Origin of the sequence: Alicyclobacillus tolerans (assembly GCF_900142255.1) — a bacterium.
GTDB classification, from domain to species: Bacteria; Bacillota; Bacilli; order Alicyclobacillales; family Alicyclobacillaceae; genus Alicyclobacillus_I; species Alicyclobacillus_I tolerans.
Window position 1 is genome coordinate 1 of record NZ_FRAF01000005.1, and the last position, 21,521, is coordinate 21,521.

20 protein-coding genes are annotated in these 21,521 nt (G+C 46.0%); 13 read left to right on the plus strand and 7 right to left on the minus strand.

Annotated elements, in window-relative coordinates; genetic code table 11:
• The first annotated feature begins 124 nt into the window (after positions 1–124).
• The 4 genes from BUA75_RS03725 (at position 125) to BUA75_RS03740 (ending at position 5,235) form a co-directional block, all read left to right on the plus strand.
• Positions 125–625 (plus strand): hypothetical protein, encoded by a 501-nt coding sequence (locus tag BUA75_RS03725; RefSeq protein WP_072873252.1) that lies wholly within the window; start codon positions 125–127, stop codon positions 623–625.
• A gap of 565 nt (positions 626–1,190) precedes the next feature.
• Positions 1,191–3,269: an efflux RND transporter periplasmic adaptor subunit gene (locus BUA75_RS03730; RefSeq protein ID WP_072873253.1), complete on the plus strand. Its 2,079-nt coding sequence runs from the start codon at positions 1,191–1,193 to the stop codon at positions 3,267–3,269.
• Complete coding sequence (locus tag BUA75_RS03735) at positions 3,266–4,018, plus strand: ABC transporter ATP-binding protein (RefSeq protein ID WP_072873254.1); 753 nt, start codon at positions 3,266–3,268, stop codon at positions 4,016–4,018. The genes BUA75_RS03730 and BUA75_RS03735 overlap by 4 nt, the downstream gene beginning before the upstream one ends.
• A gap of 2 nt (positions 4,019–4,020) precedes the next feature.
• Positions 4,021–5,235, plus strand: a complete 1,215-nt coding sequence (locus tag BUA75_RS03740) for an ABC transporter permease (protein WP_341350422.1) — start codon at positions 4,021–4,023, stop codon at positions 5,233–5,235.
• Positions 5,236–5,333: 98 nt separating this feature from the next.
• On the opposite strand, the gene BUA75_RS03745 is transcribed toward BUA75_RS03740, so the two are convergent.
• On the minus strand, positions 5,334–6,254 hold the full coding sequence (locus BUA75_RS03745; protein ID WP_072873256.1) for a proline dehydrogenase family protein: 921 nt from the start codon (positions 6,252–6,254) through the stop codon (positions 5,334–5,336).
• A 149-nt stretch (positions 6,255–6,403) separates the two neighbouring features.
• Here BUA75_RS03745 and BUA75_RS03750 point away from each other — a divergent pair, with 149 nt between their 5' ends.
• The 3 genes from BUA75_RS03750 (at position 6,404) to BUA75_RS03760 (ending at position 9,978) form a co-directional block, all read left to right on the plus strand.
• Complete coding sequence (locus BUA75_RS03750; protein WP_129583509.1) at positions 6,404–7,777, plus strand: sigma 54-interacting transcriptional regulator; 1,374 nt, start codon at positions 6,404–6,406, stop codon at positions 7,775–7,777.
• A gap of 270 nt (positions 7,778–8,047) precedes the next feature.
• Positions 8,048–9,640 carry an APC family permease gene (locus tag BUA75_RS03755; RefSeq protein WP_083574052.1) on the plus strand — a complete coding sequence of 531 codons (1,593 nt, stop codon included), beginning with the start codon at positions 8,048–8,050 and terminating at the stop codon, positions 9,638–9,640.
• A 20-nt stretch (positions 9,641–9,660) separates the two neighbouring features.
• On the plus strand, positions 9,661–9,978 hold the full coding sequence (locus BUA75_RS03760) for a putative quinol monooxygenase (protein ID WP_203114794.1): 318 nt from the start codon (positions 9,661–9,663) through the stop codon (positions 9,976–9,978).
• A 138-nt stretch (positions 9,979–10,116) separates the two neighbouring features.
• Here the strand turns inward: BUA75_RS03760 and BUA75_RS03765 are convergent, their stop codons facing one another.
• The gene (locus tag BUA75_RS03765; protein WP_072873258.1) at positions 10,117–10,986 is read right to left on the minus strand and encodes a hypothetical protein; all 870 of its coding nucleotides are present in this window, start codon (positions 10,984–10,986) and stop codon (positions 10,117–10,119) included.
• 84 nt (positions 10,987–11,070) lie between these two features.
• On the opposite strand from BUA75_RS03765, the gene BUA75_RS03770 reads away from it, so the two are divergent.
• Positions 11,071–11,406 carry a L,D-transpeptidase gene (locus tag BUA75_RS03770; RefSeq protein WP_072873259.1) on the plus strand — a complete coding sequence of 112 codons (336 nt, stop codon included), beginning with the start codon at positions 11,071–11,073 and terminating at the stop codon, positions 11,404–11,406.
• A gap of 51 nt (positions 11,407–11,457) precedes the next feature.
• Here BUA75_RS03770 and BUA75_RS03775 read toward each other — a convergent pair whose 3' ends face one another.
• Together BUA75_RS03775 and BUA75_RS03780 are read right to left on the minus strand one after the other, a co-directional pair.
• Positions 11,458–11,943 (minus strand): glutathione peroxidase, encoded by a 486-nt coding sequence (locus BUA75_RS03775; protein ID WP_072873260.1) that lies wholly within the window; start codon positions 11,941–11,943, stop codon positions 11,458–11,460.
• A gap of 20 nt (positions 11,944–11,963) precedes the next feature.
• Positions 11,964–13,307, minus strand: coding sequence for a hypothetical protein (locus BUA75_RS03780; protein WP_072873261.1), 1,344 nt, complete (start codon positions 13,305–13,307; stop codon positions 11,964–11,966).
• Between the two features lie 240 nt (positions 13,308–13,547).
• Between BUA75_RS03780 and BUA75_RS03785 the strand changes: the two genes are divergently transcribed.
• Positions 13,548–14,390 (plus strand): aldo/keto reductase, encoded by an 843-nt coding sequence (locus tag BUA75_RS03785; RefSeq protein ID WP_423219865.1) that lies wholly within the window; start codon positions 13,548–13,550, stop codon positions 14,388–14,390.
• A 2-nt stretch (positions 14,391–14,392) separates the two neighbouring features.
• The gene (locus BUA75_RS03790; RefSeq protein ID WP_238413569.1) at positions 14,393–14,635 is read left to right on the plus strand and encodes a hypothetical protein; all 243 of its coding nucleotides are present in this window, start codon (positions 14,393–14,395) and stop codon (positions 14,633–14,635) included.
• 56 nt (positions 14,636–14,691) lie between these two features.
• On the opposite strand, the gene BUA75_RS03795 is transcribed toward BUA75_RS03790, so the two are convergent.
• On the minus strand, positions 14,692–14,988 hold the full coding sequence (locus BUA75_RS03795) for a hypothetical protein (protein WP_072873264.1): 297 nt from the start codon (positions 14,986–14,988) through the stop codon (positions 14,692–14,694).
• A 284-nt stretch (positions 14,989–15,272) separates the two neighbouring features.
• On the opposite strand from BUA75_RS03795, the gene BUA75_RS03800 reads away from it, so the two are divergent.
• The 3 genes from BUA75_RS03800 (at position 15,273) to BUA75_RS03810 (ending at position 19,259) form a co-directional block, all read left to right on the plus strand.
• Positions 15,273–15,737, plus strand: a complete 465-nt coding sequence (locus tag BUA75_RS03800) for a DUF2231 domain-containing protein (RefSeq protein WP_072873265.1) — start codon at positions 15,273–15,275, stop codon at positions 15,735–15,737.
• A 138-nt stretch (positions 15,738–15,875) separates the two neighbouring features.
• Positions 15,876–18,017 (plus strand): penicillin-binding transpeptidase domain-containing protein, encoded by a 2,142-nt coding sequence (locus BUA75_RS03805; protein WP_072873362.1) that lies wholly within the window; start codon positions 15,876–15,878, stop codon positions 18,015–18,017.
• A 111-nt stretch (positions 18,018–18,128) separates the two neighbouring features.
• On the plus strand, positions 18,129–19,259 hold the full coding sequence (locus BUA75_RS03810; protein ID WP_072873266.1) for a sulfite oxidase: 1,131 nt from the start codon (positions 18,129–18,131) through the stop codon (positions 19,257–19,259).
• Between the two features lie 44 nt (positions 19,260–19,303).
• On the opposite strand, the gene BUA75_RS03815 is transcribed toward BUA75_RS03810, so the two are convergent.
• Positions 19,304–20,410, minus strand: coding sequence for a L,D-transpeptidase family protein (locus tag BUA75_RS03815; RefSeq protein ID WP_072873267.1), 1,107 nt, complete (start codon positions 20,408–20,410; stop codon positions 19,304–19,306).
• Positions 20,411–20,490: 80 nt separating this feature from the next.
• Entirely contained in the window at positions 20,491–21,498 is a 1,008-nt protein-coding gene (locus BUA75_RS03820) for a hypothetical protein (protein WP_129583511.1), read from the minus strand.
• Between the last annotated feature and the right edge of the window lie 23 nt (positions 21,499–21,521).

The following is a 21,521-nucleotide window of genomic DNA, read 5'->3' on the forward strand; positions in this document are numbered from 1 at the left end:
GGGTTTAATAAATCCGTGACAGCTTGACTGTCAAAACTTCGCAAATACATGAGATTTGTCCCGTAGAATAGGGATAGTTGGAGAATGTGCTCCTCCAGATCCGCTTCACCGCCGGGGTGATCTTTTGCGTTTTATTATTGAGCAATCCGATGAAGTCATTGTTACCCATTCAGGTATGGCGTTGATTGGGTTGCTCCTTGAAAAGACTCGAATCGGCGAACGTCTCAATCAAACACGGTTAGACGGCATGGGAACTCCAGAAATCCTGAACCGGGACATTGCACATGCGTTTATTGGCTTGCTTTGCCAAGGCAAAACCGACTTCGACCACATCGAACCCTTCCGGGAGGATGATTACTTCCTGGATGCACTGCAGATTCAGAGTGTACCCTCCAGCCCCACATTACGCCAACGCATTGACATGGCTGCTGGAAATGACAGTGACGAAAATATCACCTTTTGCCATGCGCAAGATAGCAAATCGGATTTCATCATCAAGCGAAACCTGCGAAAGGAATACGTCGATGCTTGCCTCATCACGGTGCAACAAACTAGCCCTGCACTTCGTTGTCGGGGCTTATTATCTGTTACGTGTGATTGGTCAGGAAAGCCTAAAGCGCTGTGAACCACCGCTGCGTAAGAAGGAAGAACGTCGTCGCATCCGGAAAGTGATTGAAACTTGATGACGTTGGTTACGAAGGTAAAGCGGGCACTCTATGCAGATAAAACTGAAACTGTGCCAAGACAATCGGTGACTCCCCGCGTTTCGAAGGTTGTATCTGGCATTGTTATGAAGACAAGGTGGTCGTCGAACTGGAATTTCAATACACCAACCAATAAAGGGAAATTTTAGGATTATAGTTTGAAAAGTTCAGAATGCCTCCTCATATAATCACTCATGACAGCACAACACATCTGGAGGACGTCGTAAACGCCAAATTCCTGTATCTCAGTGCATAAGAACGAGGTAATTGTTCAAGTCGTCACGTATTAAGGGACTTATTAAAGTAAGAAATTATAATATTTTTAAATTTTTTCGCACTGAAATTTCATTTTATACTGAAAATAAAAGGTGTGAGATTTCAATTCTCATTCAAGTTTTCTTGCTTATAATATGTCTACTCAACAAGTCAAATTGCAAAAAGTATAAAGTATATTGATAAATCGATAAACAAGTGAGGGACAGTCAAATGGAACCTACTCCATCTGCGGCAGAAGAAATCATTCAGCCGCTACGCAAGTCACGGAAGAAATGGCTCTACACGGGAGCCGCCGTAATTGTTGTATTAGGTGTTGGCATACCCATAGCACTAGCCAAAACGAGATCGCACACAACCATACCAGCAAATGATTGGTATACCGTAGGCTATGGAAATGTGATGCAAACCATCAGTACTTCTGGTACCATCGTTGCTCCTACAACCATAGATTTGGATTTTCAAGGCACGCAGTCCGTTGTGACTTCCATCCCCGTGCATATTGGAGAAAAAGTGAAAGCAGGTCAAATACTCGCCACAGAAAACGATCAAACAGAACAAATTGCTGTTGCACAAGCACAGTCCACAGTCTCTGAAGCAGAAGCATCCTTGCAATCTGCAGAAGCAAAATTACAGCAAGATGAAGAAGGGGTTACCCCAACACAATTGGCGCTCGATAAAGAAGCTGTCACGAAAGCGCAATCCAGTCTTCAAGAAGCGAAACAACAATATCAGGATCAACTTGCTGCCTATAATGACCGTACCAGTGAAGAACAAGCTGTGCAAAGTGCACAAGCTGCTTTGACGCAAGCTGAAGATGAATTAAATCAACCCAGTGATCAAGTCTCACTGGATGAGCAGAAGTTGCAGGATGATGAGGCTGCACTCCAGCAAGATCAGCAACAGTTGCAAGACGCCATTGCGCAGTATGGCAATATTACCGAGTCAGAGGTGCAAAACGCCTATCAAGCCTATCAAACGGCTCAGGAAACTGCGAATTATTGGGCCAGCCACTACACTGGAAATAATCCTTACGAAGCGCAGGTAAGTCAAACACAGACTCAGTACCAACTGCTTGAGACTGGGTACAACGCTATTCAGCAAGCACAGCAAGCAGTGAACAACGAACAACAAGCAGTTCAGATGGATGAAACCACATTGCAGAACGATCAAGCCAGCCAAACTAGTAATCAGCAGAAGTTAGAACAGACGGTTCAAGAAGATAAGCAAGCGTTGCAGTTGGCAGAAGAACAGTACAATAATCCCATCAGCGCCAAACAAGCGCTCGATAGTGCGCAAGCTAACGTTACACAGGCCCAGGAAGCATTACAGACAGCCGAGTTGACTCTGCAAAATGACGAACAACCAGCTACTCCAGCTACAATAGCCCAGGATGAAGCGAGTGTGGCCAGTGCGCAAGCGCAAGTGCAAAATGCTGAAGCCAGTTTGCAAAATGCTCAACTCAATGAGTCAGAAACGGTCATTCGTGCGCCCATCTCTGGCGTGATAACCGCCATCAATGGCGTGGTGGGTGAAACAGCCAGTGAAGGTGAAGCAAGCAAGGCCAGTTCATCCAGTTCTTCCGGCTCCGGTAGTGGAACAGGATTGATTGAAATGGCCGATTTGAATCCTGACGATCTCGCTGTTCAACTGGATGTGGCTGAATCGCAAATCGGCAGCGTGCACCCGGGTGAATCAGTGCAGTTCACAGTTCCTGCTTATCCTAACCAAACGTTCACGGGTACCATTACACAAGTTTATCCCACACCCGTACAAAGTTCTTCCGTTACCGAATATACGGTGATGGCCGCTGTAAATAACGACAACGGCAGCCTAAAAGCTGGAATGTCTGCAAGTGCAACGATAGACACAGCTTCAGCCAACCATGTTCTGAGTATTCCAGCCATCGCGCTTCATCAACTAGGTTCCATTGAGGGTGTCTATGTAGAAACAGGTACTGGAAATCGTACAAATTCAAGCAAAAAATATAGTCATTTTGCCAATAGTCAGGAAAAATCAGGCAAGTCACCATTCAGTGCTGGTTTGCCGGCGGGTGTGCATTTCCAACCTGTCCAAGTGGGATTGATGGGAACCAATACCGTACAAATTACAAGTGGGTTAACGGCAGGTGAAAAAATACTGCTGGTTTTGCCAGGGCAAACTGCAGCCGCTATTGTCAATAGTCAAAGCAGCGGATTCCACTTTGGCGGCGGCTTTGGTGGCGGTGCTGGATTTGCTGGTGGAGGCCATGGTGGCAACGGCGGCGGAGCCGCTGGAGGGAAACAGGGATGACAGTGCTATTAGAGATTCATCAACTTGTCCGCACTTATCAAGTGGGGGGGCAAGAAATTCGTGCACTCAGCGGTGTCAACCTGACCATTCAGCGTGGTGAATATGTCGCCATTATGGGACCGTCAGGAAGTGGCAAATCCACTATGATGAACATGATTGGTTGCCTGGATGTACCTTCCAGCGGAACATATCGTTTGGACGGTTATGACGTATCCCGTTTATCCGATGACGAGTTGGCCATCTTGCGAAACCAGAAAATTGGTTTTGTTTTTCAGAACTTTAATCTATTGCCCAAAACAACAGCTCTGGAAAATGTGGAGTTACCCATGCTCTATGCGGGAATTTCACCGCGTGAACGACGTCAACGAGCTATGGAGGCTCTAGAGCGTGTGGGGTTGGCAGAACGTATGCATAACCGTCCTAATGAATTGTCCGGCGGTCAGCAGCAGCGTGTATCCATTGCCCGAGCTTTGGTAAATAAGCCTGTCTTATTGTTGGCTGACGAGCCTACAGGCGCTCTCGACAGTCACACAACGGAAGAAATTTTGCAGTTATTTGCGGACTTGCATGCGCAAGGCAACACCATTGTTTTAGTTACGCACGAGCCTGAAGTCGGTCGCCGAGCCAAGCGCATCATTCGCTTCCGCGATGGTCGTGTAGAGTCGGATACAGCCAATGATATGGAAATCAAACAACCCGTCGCAGCAGCCGAAGCCATTCGGCAGGGTCAGGATGGGGGAAGTCGCTGATGATGCTTGAGATTATGCGTGTGGCTTGGAGAAGTGTCAAAGCCAACAAGATGCGTTCTTTCCTTACCATGCTCGGCATCATTATTGGTGTAATGGCCGTGGTGCTCAGTTCTGCCATTGGCATGAGTGCTAAAAACGGTGTCACCAGCCGTATTGAGAGCCTCGGTTCCAACGTACTTACCATTATGCCCGGTTCCACATCAGTTGGTGGAGTGAACCAAGGCTATGGGAGCGCATCCACTTTGACAATTAGCAACGCCACAGCCATTCAACAAGACGATCCCGATGTGGCGATGACAGCGCCGCTTGTTTCACACTCGGCACAGGTCGTTTTTGGGGCCAACAATACCAATACCGCTATAGAAGGCACTAACCAAAACTATCCCGCGATTAAAGATGTCAGTATGGCGCAAGGTAGCTTCTTTACGTCGGAAGACGTTTCCAAAGCAGCCAATGTTGCTGTTCTCGGCAGTCAGGTGGAACAAACGCTTTTTTCTGGAACTGGCGTCAATCCGGTGGGACAAACCATAGATATTGCCGGAATTCCTTTCACTGTTATTGGTGTGGCAGCCTCGCAAGGAGCGAGTGGTTTTGAAAATGAAAACGACGCGATAGCCATACCCGTGACAACCGAGCAGAACTTGTTGACCGGATCGGACACAGTCAATGAAATTTTGGCATCGGCCAAATCGGCTAACGTCATGAATCAGGCGCAGTTGGAAATTGAATCGACGTTACGCGTTTTGCACCAACTGTCTCCCAGTACAGCCGATGATTTTCAAATTATTAATCAGGCTACCATCCTCTCCGCGTTGTCAGGGGTGACTCAGATACTGACCGATCTTCTCGATGGCATTTCAGCTATTTCGCTTTTGGTTGGTGGGATTGGCATTATGAACATCATGCTTGTCTCAGTGACCGAACGTACCCGTGAAATTGGTATTCGCAAGGCCATTGGAGCAAGGCGAAGTGTCATCTTGACACAATTTCTTCTGGAATCTTTAGGTCTGTCGCTATCCGGAGCAGTGATTGGCTTGCTTTTGGGTACGGCTGGGGCTTTGACGGTTGGTGCTGTCAGCCATACTGGAAATTTGCTCTCACCGGGTGCCATGATATTGGCAGTCATTTTCTCCATCTTGATAGGTTTGGTGTTTGGTGTGTATCCGGCGCGCAAGGCGGCAAATCTTAAGCCCATTGACGCGTTGAGATATGAATAAAAGTGAAAAAGGATTCAGGGAAAGGAAGAAACCACCAGAGCTTGTGAGAACGGACACAGGGGCTGGTGGTTTCATCATGTCTAATGACAAACTGTCTTTTATCCTTTCAACATCGATTTGAGAACAAAACCTACGTTGGCCGGACGTTCTGCCAAACGGCGCATGAAATAGCCGTACCAGTCGGTGCCGTAAGGAATGTAAACTCGTACTGTGTAACCTTCTGCAGCTAGTTGATCTTGTAGGTCCGAGCGAATACCGTAGAGCATTTGAAATTCAAACTGTTGACGGGGAATCTGATGCTCTGCCGTAAACCGTTTGACGTGTTCAATGATCTTCTCGTCATGACTGGCTACGGCCGCATAATTTCCTAGAGTCAAATGTCGCTCAATGATGCGAATATAATTGGCGTCTACATCTTCTTTTTTCGGGAAAGCCACACTTTCAGGTTCTTTATAGGCTCCTTTGACGAGCCTCAGGTTTGGGTGAAAAACATTCAAATCTTCAATATCCTGAGCGCTTTTGTAGAGATAAGCCTGAATGACCAAACCTACCGTTTCGCCATATTCCGCACGCAGTCGTTTGAAAATGTCAATGCTGATCTCGTTGTGTGCATAATCTTCCATGTCTATTCGGACAAAATTGCCATGTTTTTTTGCAGTGTCGAGGATGCGGTGCATATTGTCCAGGCAAAGATCTTGCGAAATATCCAGACCTAGCTGAGTCATTTTCAAGGAAAGATGAGACTGTACGCCAGCCGCGCCAATCGCGTCAAGTGCCGCAACACACTCGTCAGCCGCCATCCGAGCTTCTTCTTCGCTAAAAACAAACTCGCCTAAGTGATCGAGCGTGGCCACAATACCACGGCGGTTAAAGTCACGAACCTTTTGGATAGCGTTTTCAATATTATCACCAGCGACAAAACGACTGGCCCCCAGCCGCATGCCATAAGCCTGTGCAGCCTTATTGGCGGCACGATTTTTAGCTAGGAACAAGAATGTGTTGCGCATTAAGGCTTCCATTGAATATCCCTCACTTTCAATGAGATACAAGTGATTAAAATTAAACATATTTATAAAAAATGATTATAAATTATACACATGATGATTGTAACTTTTCTCTTTTCAAAAGGCAACTAGGAAATTAACGAAGGATAGCCTATATTGAGAGCGTGTACATTTTGCATAATGGACGGTGCTTAAAAATGGTCAGCCATTCAGATAAGGAGATGTTTTCCTTTTATAAAGTGCTGTTGGACGCGCTGCCCGAAGCCATCACTATGGTGAATCGCGAGGGGGAAGTGCTTGCCTGGAATCAGGCGGCGGCCAAACTGTACGATATCTTGCCAGAACAAATTATTGGTCAGCCCATCGGTCAGTTTTTTCAACGCGGTTCCCTGATGCTCTTTCAGGTCATGGAAAGTGGCTTGCCTGTCTACGGAGTGTACCATCAACCTCGACCGGACAAGCATGTCTACATTCATACCGTTCCGGTTCACAACAGAGAAGGCCATTTGGTGGGTGCCATCTCCATGGAGCAGGATATTACTGATTTAGTTCGACTCAGTGAAGAACGATACGCACAACAAAATGGCAATCTGGATGAAGATTGGCAAACACTACTGGATACTCAAAATCATGCCTTGAGGGAAGTTATTCATTTTTTAGATAAAATAGACAAACTGCGACCGGATGCTCCACTGCTCCTCTTGGGAGAAAACGGATCGGGCAAAGAATGGCTGGCACGCTGGATTCACACTGCAGCGAAGCGTAAGGGGCCGTTTGTGATAGTGGATTGCCAAGTGCTTCCGGAAGGCATACTAGATATGGAGCTGTTTGGACAATCTGCAGAATGGTACACATCTCAGAGCAGTGAAAAAGCAGGTAAGTTGGAAACGGCGGGGCAAGGGACGCTTTTCTTGCGCAATGTGGATAAAATGGCGGAAAAAACTCAACTCAAACTGGCGCAGGCTCTGCAATCGGGAGGATTGGCCAAAACGGATGGGCAATGGTTGCCGATGACTTGCCGAGTCGTTGGTGCCGCCCATGTAATGCCGGATGCGGACGTGTCTGAAACGCTGGTCTCCAATTTGCGATTTCTCTTCTATGAGTTACGAGTACCATCGCTGCGGGAAAGGAAAGAAGATATCCCAGCTATTTGTCATTTCTATTTGGCGCAAGCGGCCAAACGTTTTGCTAAAGGGTTGCCGCAGCTAAGTCCTGAAGTCATGGCAGCACTGACGAACTATCATTGGCCGGGCAATTTGCCGGAATTGCGGAGGGCTATGGAATGGATGTTGTTGAATGCTGGAGAAGGTCCGCTGACACTTGAACATCTGCCGCGCGAGTTGCGTCCCATGACTGTAGAACAGTTGACCGATTTGTCGCTGCCGCTCAATGACTATGCGCAGGAGATGGAACGCAAGCGGATTGTCGCAGCGTTAGAACAGACATCCGGCAACAAAGCGCAGGCAGCTCGTCTGCTGGGAATATCCCGAGGGGCGTTGTACTACAAAATGCGCCAGTACCATCTGACGGAATATTAAAAAAATACATCACTTCTACTTGTGCGCGTTGAATGTATTCTTTATAATCTGAAATCATGTATAAAATTTAGACATAGAATAATAAGGTGTCTAAATTTAAACATGATAAAGAGTTCCGCATTCCTCGGGGAGAAAACGCTTACGTATGCGTTTGAGGATGCGGAACTGCTTTGCCCATCTGCGTGCAGGAATGGGAAAGCGCAGGTTTTGGAGATTGCGCGCAGAAGAAAAAAGTCCTAAGGGGCAATTTTTAAGAAGGGGAGGATTAGATTGCCGAGTCAAGACAAAAAGCTCAAAAAGAACTTGTCCATGCTTGATCTGACCTTAATCGGCATTGGAGCAGCCATTGGTTCTGGTTGGTTGTTTGGCGTACAGTATGCGGCCAATGATGCAGGACCGGCTGCCATTGTAGGTTGGGCCATTGGTGCAGTAGCACTCATTTTTATTGCGCTCGTTTATGCGGAGTTGTCTTCCATGTTGCCGGCTGCTGGCGGTGTCGTGCGATACCCAGATTATTCTCACGGGAGTATTTTGGGATTTTTAATGTCTATCGCTACCATCATTGCCTATTCCACCATTCCGCCCATTGAAGCGGAAGCTGCTGTGCAATATTTAGCTCCTAAGGCGTTTTTCAATGCCAAATCAGGATTGCCCAATTTTACCGGTTGGCTGATTGAAGCTCTGCTTGTGGTACTCTTTTTCTTGATGAACTATTATGGAATTAAAATTTTGGCTCGTATCAATAATGTCGTGACGATTTTTAAAGTGATTGTCCCGCTTTTGACTTTTATCACATTAATTTTCAGTATTCATGTATCGAATTTTACTTCAAAAGGTTTTGCGCCCTATGGATTTCATGGCATTTTGACAGCTGTTGCTACTTCGGGCATCATCTTTTCCATGCTTGGTTTCCGGCAAGCTGTGGACATGTCTGCTGAGGCAAAGAATCCTGGACGAGATGTGCCGCGTGCCATCATTCTGGAATTGGTGATTGTAGCCATTGTCTATATCTTGGTGCAAGCTGTTTTCATTGGCGCCGTACCAGCACATGCTTTTCAGCATGGATGGGCCAAACTGTCCTTCCAGGGTCCTTTGGTGGACGTTTCCTTGATATTGGGACTGACATGGTTGGCATGGTTTATGGAGGTATCAGCTGTAGTCTCGCCACTCGGAGCAGGTTGGGTTTATTTCGCTTCTACAGCGCGGGCAGTGCTGGGCTTCTCCAATAACGGATATTTCTTTAACTTATTCTCCAAGGTAGACGAAAAAACAGGAATTCCACGTGCAGCCATGTGGTTGACATTAATTTTAGGTATCATCTGGACAGGTCCATTTCCCATTTGGAGTAAGTTGGTGGCGTTTTGTTCGAGTGCCTCCGTGTTGACTTACGTTGTTGGTCCGGTCAGTGCAATGGTTTTTCGACGGCACGCTGCCGATGCGCATCGGCCGGTTCGTCTGGGTGGGTTGCCTGTCATTGCTATTCTTGCTTTTATTGTAGGGAGCAATATCATCTATTGGACGGGTTGGAGCAATGTGCAACCACTGATTATTCTAGAATTTATTGCGCTCGTTGTTTTCTTCCTCTTTTCGCTGTTTGCACCGCGTTTGCGTGAAAATCTAGGGAAATCGTTTGTATCTTCCATCTGGATATTGGTTTATATGATCTTCATGTACGTGGTTTCATACTATGGTAGTTTTGGCGGCAAGGGCAAGTTGGCCTATCCTCTGGATATCATTGTGGTTGCAGTGGGTTCAATTATTTTCTACTTCTGGGGTATTGCCAGTGGTCGCCGTACAGCGTCATTGGAGACTGCAATTCAGGAAGCGTCTGAACATACGTCAACAAGCACGGCCAATCTATAAACATGCGAAGATAAGACGGCGTGTGGTTGCTGGAGGACGGAGGGGAGAATCAAGTGGTTGTATTGACAGCACGTTACGAGTGTAAACCTGGTACGTCTGAACAAGTGCAGGCGGCATTGATGGAGATGAAATCACTGGTTCAAAAGGAGAGTGGCTGTCTGCTCTATTTAGTCAATCGCTCGCTGGAAAATCCCGACGTCTTTCTGCTCTTTGAACAATATGAAAATGAACAGGCCTTGGAGGCTCATGCAGAGACGGACTATTTTCAGCGACTGGTGAAGGATACAATTTTACCGCTTTTGGCTAAACGAGATCGGGAGTTGTATCGTCCTTTGTAAAGCGCTGTTTACCTAACTGTGTGACCATTCCTCCATGAAGTAAATATGCATTGAATTTCAAAAAATGTAAAAAGGCGCGTTGGCTTTTGGGCGAAACGCCCTTTTTTTGCGCATCCATCAGGCATCAGTTGCCATTTATTATGGCTGATGTTGAGAGGAGACAGGGTAGAAGCGCATGGACACAGCCATCTTTGCTGCTTCCAAGGCGCTGCGATAATCCCAGCACTCATAGAGCGTGGAACCAAAGACCCATTCGGCAGCCGTGTGATTTCCGTCCCCAGTGATATTTACAGCCAGTGTACCCCGCGTTTCTGGTAGCAGGTTTTGATTGAAATAGTTTACCAATTCTTTGGCGACAGAGATGGCTGTAGGATTTGTGCCTTCGACTTGCAAAGTCCATTTGCCTTCATGCCAAACGATAAGGGAGTTATCGGGTTGCTGATAATCTGTGCCAACCATGCCATGACCGAGATGGATGTGGCTCTGTGAACTGCCTGCAGGTGGCTCGATATAGGCAGGGGCTACGTCGCCTGGATTGGACTGGTACAACTGTTGAACCGCTGCAGAATCGGACTTGTATTGGTTAGCGCCAAATCCTCCTATCAGTTGAGCTAACCCTGCATTCAGCGATGCTTGAAGTGCGGGGCTGTTGAGCGGCAACGGCTGCTTGGTCCATTGTAAAGTGACGTTGTACTGGGTCTGTCCGGCTTGAGCTAAGGCGCCTATAGACCATTGGTTAGATTCAGGGTGGTAAATAGGCAGGGTGGGTGCCATGGGTTGGATTTGAGTGCGGTTTTGAATAAAACGCATAGCTTCAGAAATCGACGGCAACCATTTTTCCTCCTGAGATGTGGAATGAGTAGGAGGAACAGCGTACGTTTGCTGGGTAGCTGTGGATATAGGTTTGGGTTTGTTTTCTTTGGATTGAACAGGTTTGGTTGGGTTTGCACATCCCGTAGTCGCGGTGAACAGAGCGCAACAGGAAAATAAAATCCATTTTCTTTTCATTTTTGATCCCCTTTACCTTCCATACACGAGTTTGAAGTCTCACCAATATACTGGATTAACGCCTGCATCAGGGAGGGTTGCGTCTTGACGTACGCCATTCAGGTTGATTTGTCGGAACGCAAATTATCTCTCTATAAAGATGGGAAATTGGAAAAAACGTACCCGGTGGGAATTGGTAAAATGCTGACGCAAACACCCGTTGGCGATTACATGATTGTCAATAAGGAACCTAATCCTGGAGGGCCTTTTGGTGCGTATTGGCTGGGTCTTTCCAAACGCCACTATGGAATCCATGGTACCAATCGGCCCTCTTCGATTGGTAAAGCCGTATCCAAAGGCTGCATCCGCATGTATAACCAAGATGTTTTGGAATTGGCTCAAAAAGTCCCTATAGGCACAACTGTGAAAATCCGCCCCTAACAGAAAGCGGTTAGAGGCGAGAGATGACAGCAGAAAGAATAGCTGATTGAATTAGACGGCGGCCAGAGCTTTTTCAATGTCTGGTTTGATACTTTCTGGAGACGTATTCGGACTGTATCGGTGAATCGTTTGACCGTCGCGGCCAACGAGAAATTTTGTGAAATTCCACTTAATCGATTCTGTGCCAAGTGCGCCTTTTTCTTCTTTTTTTAGATATTGAAAAAGTGGATGGGCGTTTGGGCCATTGACTTCCACCTTGACAAACATTGGGAATGTCACGTGGTAGCGTGTCTCGCAAAAATTGCGAATTTCCTCTTCATTGCCAGGTTCTTGACCCCCGAATTGGTTGCACGGGAAGCCAAGAACAACCAATCCTTTGTCTCCGTAAGTTTCATACAGTTTTTGCAGTCCCTCGTATTGCGGTGTAAATCCGCATTGACTTGCCGTGTTGACAATCAGCAACACCTTGCCCCGGTACATCTCCATCGATTGTTCTTCACCATCAAGGGTTTGGACTGAAAAGTTATAAATGCTCATGGATAGCACGCTCCTTTTCCTTATTGTCCAGAACCGTAAGTGGCGCCGGTTGTGGACGATTCATTTTGTGGCAAATCGGAAGGCGGAGTAACGGGCGTGTTGTTATAGGTATAGGTAAGCTGCAAATCAATATTCGCCTCGATTTGTTTGATATAAGCGGTCATTTGCTGACCTAGACTCTTGCCAAACATATTAGGTGTAATGGAGAAACTCATCTGGGCCGTTTCTTTTGACAATTTTGCGTTGTCTCCTTGCCCGCTGACCGTCAAATGAAGTTGCATCTTGGTGGTTTGAAGAATGTGATTTAACAGATAGAGCATTTGCGAGCTTGACAAATTTTCCTGTCCTGCCAATCCACTTAATCCACTTTCCGAGAAAAGCAAAGACATGTAACGTTCAAGGCTGCTGGTGTCGAGTTGAGCTGCATAGGTAGTCGTATCGCCTCTGGTAGCAGTGATGTGGATGTTGCGCAGCATGGAAAGCGACAAATCAGCGCCCAGTTCCGGATTTTCCTCCAATTTAAGCAATTTTTCCGAGATGGTGGATTCCATCCACTGTCCTTGTCCTTGGGTCGATCCGCTGCTGTTCAACATCCTCTCATAGAGATGATTGCCTTGAATGTAAACTTCTGAACTCTGTGGGGGTATCGTACTGTCTTGCATCTGCGTCGTTACTTCGGCCAACTCTGCTCTTTGACCCGCCACCTTGCCGACTTCCATCTTCGTTTGTATAGTTAAATTTTCAGACGTTGGCATACTTTGCTGGGCTGATTTCAAATCGTTTATCGCAGTTTGGGTCAGTTGTGTTTGCATGTGCAGATGTTCTATGGCGTTGGCTTGGTAAAAAGGACTGCTTGATGTATCGGTCAACGCGATTTTTAAAGATTGCAAGCTGGGACTGTCTGCTTGCCATTGACTGCCGTTAAAAGATACCTGCCAACCTAGAGCCTGTACAACGCGGTCCATATCGGTCATGTTGACAAAAAAGGTCGTCTTGTGTGAAAACGGATCGACCCGATTCATACCTGGCAATATAGCGATGGTGGTGCCGTTGACAACCACTGGAACACCTGCAACGGCAAGCTTTCCAATAGGTTGTAATTGTAATCCTGGCAAATGAATGACCCACGAACCTGCTTCCCAATGGGAGGATATCCCTGCCCGCTGTAAATCATGAATCAAGTACCATAAGGGCAAGTAGGTTTCACCATGCAAGGTGACACTGCCTGGCATGTGGATGGGATAGCCGTCTGCCAGGGCGTATGGAGCAGGACTCATTTGCGGCATGGGTGATGCCATGGCACTGGTAGAGCACATGCCCATCACACAGAAGGTTCCCATTAATCCTAGTAGGCTTTTTTTCAAACCCATTCTCCCCCAATCATCTATCGTAGGCGCAGTATACTTCATCTTCCTATGTTTTTTCTTCTTCAAATATATCAGTTGAAATCTTGTTTGTCTTTCGATTTTTCAGGAACAAGTCAGATAGCAAACACTAGAGCAGGACAACCATTTTTGCTGCGTCATCATTCGCTTCTGACTCAACGGAGGTGTACAATAAAAAAGATTGAAAATATTTGCTTATGGAGGGGTATGATGACCAGCATCAACAGTTTGACCAGTACAGCAAAACTGAACAATGGTGTGGAGATGCCCTATGTAGGTTTGGGTGTATGGCAATCCAAACAAGGCGGCGAGGTTGAGAATGCGGTTCGAGCCGCCCTTGAATTGGGTTACCGCCATATAGATACAGCAGCAGCTTACGGCAATGAGGAAGGTGTTGGCCAAGCGATTCGCGACAGCGGCGTAGCCCGTGAGGAAATTTTTATAACCACGAAACTATGGAATAACAGCCACGGTTACGAAAAAGCTCTGCAAGCCTTCGAAGTCAGCCGTAAAAAGCTGGGGGTTGATTATGTCGATCTCTATCTTATCCATTGGGCGATTGAAGGGAAATATTTAGAATCTTGGCGCGCTTTTGAAAAGCTGCTGAAAGATGGATATGTCAGAGCTATTGGTGTCAGCAATTTTGAGCCTAAACATCTCCAGGATATTATGAATCATTTTGAAGTGGTTCCGGCTGTCAACCAGGTAGAGTTTCACCCTTATCTGACGCAGCGCGAGTTATACGAGTTTTGCCGCCCTCATCACATTCAATTGGAAGCTTGGTCGCCTCTGATGCGTGGTGGCGAATTGTTGAACCATCCGTTGATTCTCCGTTTGGCTGAAAAATATTCGAAAACGCCAGCACAAATTGTATTGAGATGGGATTTGCAGCAAGAGGTAGTTACCATACCCAAGTCGGTGAGACGCGAACGTATTGCGGAAAACGCTCAGTTGTTCGATTTTCAGCTTAGCCAAGAAGAAGTTGCTGAAATCACGGCCCTCAATCGCAACCAACGCAGCTTCGAATACGATCCTAATCATGTGGATTGGGGACTGGAATGAACTTGTCTGAGCAGAATCAGCGATACCATTGCTGTGCAACTTGCCAGCATTTTCGCGCGGAAAATCTTCGCAAGCAACAACTCTCCAGCCCGCAAGAGGCTGGAGACTCGCTTGCAGAGAAGAAATCACGCGTACGTACGTATTGCGCCCGTCTTGGCTATGAAACGCGCAGTTTCTATCAATTTCGTTGCTGGACACCTCGACCAGACATTATTGCGCGTATGAAGAAGAATTCTGCCGAGTAAGCAACTTCGTCAGCGCATCCACCAGCTTTTCCAGACAAGCCTCATCGAGACAAGGATTATTGAAATCCATGGCGAGGGTCATTAATAAATTCTAAGCTGCCACAGCGCTCGCATGCGAAGACGTGGACAGCTACATTTCTTTCTAACGCGGTATTGATAAACTCTTCATCTCTGCCTCCCAAGAGCAAATCGCCAATGAGACCTGCCCCTCGGCTGACACCGCCGGTTCGCAAAACATGGGCGCCATGATAGCGCATGGGAATGTGGCAACGTAAGCATTCATGGTCTCCTTGATAGTTACCGTTTGATGAATTGCCTTCCATAGCACGAACGAGGTTATCAAAAAATCCCATTTTTTCTCCTCCTTCATCCCTCTTTCATTATGATTCTATCATGACCATGGAGAGTCAACGCATGTTGCAATTTGTCCACAAATTTGATTTTTTTAGTCCTCTTGGACAAGGATTTTCATCGCTTGTCTAGAATCGAAAAAAAGGATTTGTGAATCGTTTCATACAAATTTTCAAGGTTTGATTTAAAAATTCTCCAATTTTATCATCGATATAGAGTAAAATAAGACACTGTATTTAAAAGTGCTGGATAACCAAGCTAATCACTGTATATTGAGGAGGAAACCATGTTAGAGTCTATTTATCACCTATTTCCGGCTACCATTCACCCTATGGTCGTACATTTCACAATTGCCATCAATTATCTGTCATTGCTGGCTGGATTCATTGGCGTGTTTCGTCCAGGAGATAGATTTTACGCGCGGTCTTACACCTATCTCCTCATATTGGCCATTTTATCCACCATTGCGGCAGGAGTTGCTGGTGTCATCAGTGAATCCTATCTAGTTCATATTTCTGCTGGGGCAAGAGCTATGTTGCCTGTGCACAGAAAGTTTGGTGAATTGACGGGAGTGGCTCTGGTCATTGCTCTGGCTTTCCAATGGCTACTAGCTCGCCGTAAAGATAGAATTTCTTTACTCGCATTTCTCTTTAGTATTGTAGCTGCGGTTCTGGTAACAATTACCGGTCATTTAGGAGGAACCATGGTCTACCATTACGGACTTGGCGTTCATACTTCTATCAAAGGTTAACGATGATTGGACGTTTCCATTGTCCATCGGGGTGGTTTTCACTATCAGCGGCCACCCCTTCTTTAACCGCAGTCAGGATATTTTAAGGAAGTGGTTTTTTTGAAAGGCAAGCAAGGTTACAAGCCTGGGAAAATCATCATGAAAAAACACTCAAGCCGTCATAAAAAACGCATGTTAGCTTTGCAGGTGGGCGGACTTGCGGCGCTTGGTCTAGTTATTTTGCGGATTGCCAACATTCAACACGCCATGGGCCATGAATTGCTCACAGCAGCGGCTAAGGTACAAGATGTATCCAAGGTAGAATTGGCTCCACGCGGAGAGATTCTGGATTCTGCAGGACAGCCCATTGCTTATGATGTGCCGGCTTATATGATGGATATTAAAATCTCCGATTTTTCTAATAAAAAAACTTTAGCGCAAAATCTCTCCAAAATATTAAACCTTCCTTATAGTCAAATTTATCCCCTGATTGCTCAAAAGTATGATTGGATTCAATGGAACCAGCCTATTCTTGCGACCGCGAAAGATGCTATTGAAAAATTGTACGGCAATGGAAAGCATGCGACAGATTTCAGTTTTACAGCCACAGAAAAACGATTTTATCCTTTTGGTAGCTTTGCGGCGGCTACAGTAGGTTATGTCGGTCCTAATGGTCAGGGAGTAATGGGGATAGAGGCGGAGGAAAACAAGCTCTTAGAAGGGACTCCCGGAAAAATCGTCTATAAACAAGACGCGTTAGGATTCCCGTTGCCTGGAACGGTGCATACTCTTGTTGCGCCTAAACCGGGGGATTCTGTGGAACTGACCATCAATCCGGTCATTCAAGGTTTTGTCGATCACGTTATGAAAAATCTAAATGCAAAGCTTCACCCTGAGCATGCAACCATGATTGTCATGGATCCCTGGAACGGGCAAATCCTTGCCATGTCCAATCAGCCGGATTTTAATCCAAACCATTACTGGACCGCAACTTCCAACGCTCTCGATCAAAATTGGGGAGTGTCAGCCGCATTTGAACCGGGATCGACATTTAAACTATTTGTCTTGACGGCTGCATTGGCGACTCATTCCATTAACCTCAATCAAACCTATATGTCCGGGAAAATCACCATTGACGGACGAACCATTCATGATTGGAACTACTGGGGTTGGGGTAGAATCAGTTTTTTAAAGGCGCTTGAATACTCTAGCAACGTAGGTTTTGCAAAGATTGCCATGAGGGTGGGTTGGAGTAATTTAATGCATTATCTTCGCCTGTTTGGTCTTACCCAACCAACGGGTATCGATTTGCCGGATGAAGGTGACTCCATTCTCTTCCCGCCTTCACAGGAAGGTAAAATCGAATTGGCTACCACAGGTTTTGGTCAAGGTATTGCCGTGACCCCGATTCAACTTGTGGATGGTGTTTCCGCAATTGCCAATGGTGGAACATTGTATCGGCCTTATGTAGTCCAAAAAATTATTTCTCCACAGGGAAAAGTGATTAAAACCATAGAGCCTCATGTTGTCCGACGCGATATTGCGCCTGCTTCTGTATTGGCAACTGTGCGACACGGTATGATACTCGATGTTTCACAAGGTATTGACAACGCAGCGTATATTAAAGGCTATGAGATTGCCGGGAAAACAGGAACGGCTCAAGTGGTCAATCCAAAGACAGGGAAATTTTATAGTTCCAGGTTTATCACATCTTTTGTAGGCTTCGCTCCTGGGTGGGCGCCGAAAGTGGTTATCTATTGTGCGGTAGACTGGCCTAAATTGCCTGTCAACGATACATGGGGCAGCACAACGGCTACACCAGCCGTACGCCAAGTCATGAAAGATCTAATGAACTACTATGGCATAGCTCCGCGTACGGCTACCTCAGCCCAAACCTCTATGCTGACTCATCCTGCCCAAAAAACTGTCTATATCCAGAACCTGCCCAGTTTAATTGGAGATTCTGTTCAGGAAGCCCAAAAGGTGGCTCATGGTTTAGCAGGGTCGCTTGTGGTCAACGGTAACGGATCAACCATTCTCCGTCAGTGGCCGCTGGCTGGTAGTTCGGTACAAGCTTCTCAACCCATTTATGTCTGGACAAGTACAGGCCGAACTCAAGAAAAAATGCCGTCGATCCGAGGTCTTACGTTAACACCTCTGCTACAACTCTTACACGATTTTGGCTTGCACCCCATCATTTCTGGCTCGGGATTTGTGGTCGGTAGTTCGATTGCTGCTGGTCAGCCCGTTTATCCAGGTGAACAGGTGCATGTATCCTTGCAGGCTCCGACACTTTCATAAGTCAACGCTCAGAGTGCTAGAGTGCAACCACGTGATGCTTGCCCTTTTCATTTCTCTCTATCCTTGTATAACAAAGGAATGGAATGGTGAAGATGACGTCTAGACAAGTCAATGTATAGATTTACATTTCTGGACGTTGGAGGGTACTTTGGATTGCGTGACATTCATGTAAAGCCTGTTTCTTACTATCCATCGGAAAATCTTGAATATCCAATGATGACAGAACCACAACTCATCACTCCCAATGAATTGTTTTACGTTAGAAGTCATTTTGAATACCCTTTTGTGGATGTCCATCAATGGTCGCTTTCCATAGAAGGTATGGTCGTTCAACCCCTTCAGTTAACTTATCAAGATTTACTGAAGATGAACTTGGTTACCTTGCCAGCGACTCTTGAATGTGCAGGTAATAAGAGGTCGTTATGGGACAAGAAAGCGCAAGGTGTTCAATTTGGTCTTGGTGCCATTAGCCATGCTGAATGGAGAGGCGTGCGACTCAAAGATGTCTTAGAACAAGCTGGAATATCCAATCAAGCGAAAGAAGTTGTTTTTCAAGGACTTGATAGTGGCCAGCGTCCGGATATGGAGGAGCAGGTGTTTTTTGAAAGAAGCCTGCCTCTTGAAAAAGCGCTTCATCCCGATACGTTACTCGCACTAGAGATGAATGGCCAACCTCTGCCATTCAAACACGGATTCCCTTTGCGTCTTCTCGTGCCGGGGTACTATGCTATGGCTTCAGTGAAGTGGCTGCATCGTATTCGTGTGGTTCAAGAAGCATTTAAGGGGCCTTTTCAAAGTATCGATTATGTCATTCTAGAGAAACCCAATGATTATCCACATGCCAAGCCTGTTTCTTCCGTTGTCATCAATTCCTCGATAGCTTCTCCAATGGAAGAAGAAGAAATCGCTATTGGCCAGCATGTTATTTGCGGTTATGCCTGGGCTGGAGAGCATTCTGTGAGTAAAGTAGAAGTAAGCACGGATGGAGGGAAACATTGGAGAGAAGCTCAACTGCTCGATCCGGATATAGCGTATTCATGGCGGCGCTGGTCGCTGGATTGGCGTGTTGATCAACCGGGAGTCTATACATTGATGGCCAAAGCGACCAACGAACTTGGCGAATCTCAACCGATGAAAGCGAAATGGAATAGCAAAGGCTATCAAAATGATGCTGTTCACGTAGTACATGTTCATGTCGCCGATGCAAAATTGACAGAGAATTTACTGCACGGAAAGGCTTGATTTTGGTAAAAACTTCCATAGACAGAAAGATTCCAGCGGACAACTCAGTTCACGTTTTGGACATAGACAGACTGCGCTGTGCTAGGCTGTGAATGACTTGTATCCGTGTTGCCTTCTGATCCCTGATTGGAAGGTGATGTTGAAGATGAAGTCGTTGTGATGCTCACACTGGAAGGTGCCACATAATGACCGCGAATGGTCACCAGAGTTCCATAGTGGACAAGTGTCCAAACTTGTGCAGCATGAGCATACGGCAGTTCTACGCAACCAAGGCTCTGCGGGAACCCGTAACTGGCTCGAATAAACCCGTGTATAGCATCGCTTCCGTGAAAATAATTAACATCTGGGATACCGGGATCGACATATTTGCTGCCATTAGGATTTTCTCCACGCATGGTCTGCGATTGAAAGCGTAAATAGATAGCATATGTACCGTCCGGTGTACTCGCTCCAGGAATACCAGTGTTGCAAACAGACTGATAGATCCACTCACCATCTTTCCAGATGCGCAATGTTTCCGGTGCTGGATTTTTGGAAACCAACACGTATGTAAACCGATGCGGATCTGCGACGGCGTTAGGAGAAAGAATAGCTTGCCATACGGCAGGTCCGGCAATTCCATCAATGGTGAGGTTATTGACATGTTCAACCGCAATGACAGCAGCTCTGGTTAATGCGGTATAAGTGTCAGGTTGCCACAAGTTTTGAAGGGTGGAGGGAATATTTCCATATTTCCAAACAAATGTGACTTGTGGTGGATTTTGAATGTTATTCAGAGTAATGTCCGGAGCGCTGCCTTCAATCGTCACAGGCAGATATCCCAATTCAGCTAAACGTTCGTTTAACGCCAGAACTTCAGAACCCGTGGTTCCCAAGCCAAAACTGGGGTATGGTGATGAGGGAGTGACAGAGTTCTGCGGATGGCTGTTGGAAGATTGACTGGTGCTTTGTTGTAAAGAGACCGTCTTCACTGTGGATTGAGTTGGATTTGTATGGTCAGAAGACTGCAAAACTTTAGGGGCCAGAGATTGTGGAACAGGAAAAAGAGATAATCTGGATTTTAAATAAAGTACACCACAACCAGTGGACAAAATAGCCAGACCCAAGGAAACGCCTACAACAGTCAAGCGAGAGAAACGCACATCATTCACCCCGTTTTGTTATCCATATCTATAGAAAAATTTCATGTTACTGGATAGACGTTATGGCGAGCTATTTTGTGACACAAAACTTATACATTGCTGTTGTTTGTCAGAATGGCGTAATGGGCAGGGTGGGTTAACACTCGCAGTTTTCCAGTCGATGTGATGTCGATATAGCGAGCAATGGTTGGCGTTTGCAAATTTTCCACCAAGGTGGACTGCCCGGTTTGCAAATCAAATTTGTAGACGGCAGTAGCTAAACCTTGCTGATTGATAGCGGCGTAATAAAAAGTATTTCCTACGCATCCTATCAAACCAGCGTTTTGCTGGATCAAATGTACGGACCAGTGATTGAGATGGGGACTTTGTGTTAAATATCCAACATTAAATGTTCCGCCGGCGTAATCTTCAAAGTAGAGAATATCTCCCGTTTCTGAAACAGAGATATTGCGGATATCTAAACCGCCAAAATGGGTTTGAAACATATTTCCATCTGTATCGTAGTGATAGACTACACTGCTGCTTGAGTCGGCAATTAAAATGTACATGTCGTTGGTATAAGGACTATCCGTAATTTTAAGAAACTGCGCATTAGGGGAAAGACCAGCAAACGTTTGAATTAAGCGAGTAGAACCTGTCAAGAGATTGGCCGTCTTTAAAACCAATTGGCCATTACCATCATTTTCGCCTACAAAAACTTCATCATTGCGAATCCAGCGCAAAAACGTGATCGGATTGGAAAATGTTTTCGAGTAGAGCAATTTCTCGGTAGATAAGTTTTTGATTTTGAGCGTGCCATTGGAATTGACATAAGCCACATAATTTCGATTGGGTGAAGTCAATACCAAAGGAGAATATAACTTCTCTATAGAGTCTAGATGTTGTTGGGCTATCAGAGATATTTTTTGCTGCTGCTGGTTCAGTTGCAAACTAACCTTTTGTGCTCTCTGTTCGGAATGAATCAATAGAGCATTATAGTGTTGAAAAAACAAAAATTCCGCAACAGCAATGACAGCTGCCACCATGAACATGCGTCTGCCTAAATGTCTTTGTTTCTGCGCATGTTTTTGTGGTTTCTGTTGTTTAGGTATTGCCATGACAGTATGTGAACGTTTTACAG

Bases quoted from the DNA above. Each gene is read 5' to 3' on its own strand.
- BUA75_RS03730 (WP_072873253.1), top strand. From the start codon at position 1,191: ATGGAACCTACTCCATCTGCGGCAGAAGAAATCATTCAGCCGCTACGC.
- BUA75_RS03735 (WP_072873254.1), top strand. From the start codon at position 3,266: ATGACAGTGCTATTAGAGATTCATCAACTTGTCCGCACTTATCAAGTG.
- BUA75_RS03740 (WP_341350422.1), top strand. From the start codon at position 4,021: ATGCTTGAGATTATGCGTGTGGCTTGGAGAAGTGTCAAAGCCAACAAG.
- BUA75_RS03745 (WP_072873256.1), bottom strand. From the start codon at position 6,254: ATGGAAGCCTTAATGCGCAACACATTCTTGTTCCTAGCTAAAAATCGT.
- BUA75_RS03765 (WP_072873258.1), bottom strand. From the start codon at position 10,986: ATGAAAAGAAAATGGATTTTATTTTCCTGTTGCGCTCTGTTCACCGCG.
- BUA75_RS03775 (WP_072873260.1), bottom strand. From the start codon at position 11,943: ATGAGCATTTATAACTTTTCAGTCCAAACCCTTGATGGTGAAGAACAA.
- BUA75_RS03795 (WP_072873264.1), bottom strand. From the start codon at position 14,988: ATGGGATTTTTTGATAACCTCGTTCGTGCTATGGAAGGCAATTCATCA.
- BUA75_RS03800 (WP_072873265.1), top strand. From the start codon at position 15,273: ATGTTAGAGTCTATTTATCACCTATTTCCGGCTACCATTCACCCTATG.
- BUA75_RS03805 (WP_072873362.1), top strand. From the start codon at position 15,876: ATGAAAAAACACTCAAGCCGTCATAAAAAACGCATGTTAGCTTTGCAG.
- BUA75_RS03810 (WP_072873266.1), top strand. From the start codon at position 18,129: ATGTATAGATTTACATTTCTGGACGTTGGAGGGTACTTTGGATTGCGT.
- BUA75_RS03820 (WP_129583511.1), bottom strand. From the start codon at position 21,498: ATGGCAATACCTAAACAACAGAAACCACAAAAACATGCGCAGAAACAA.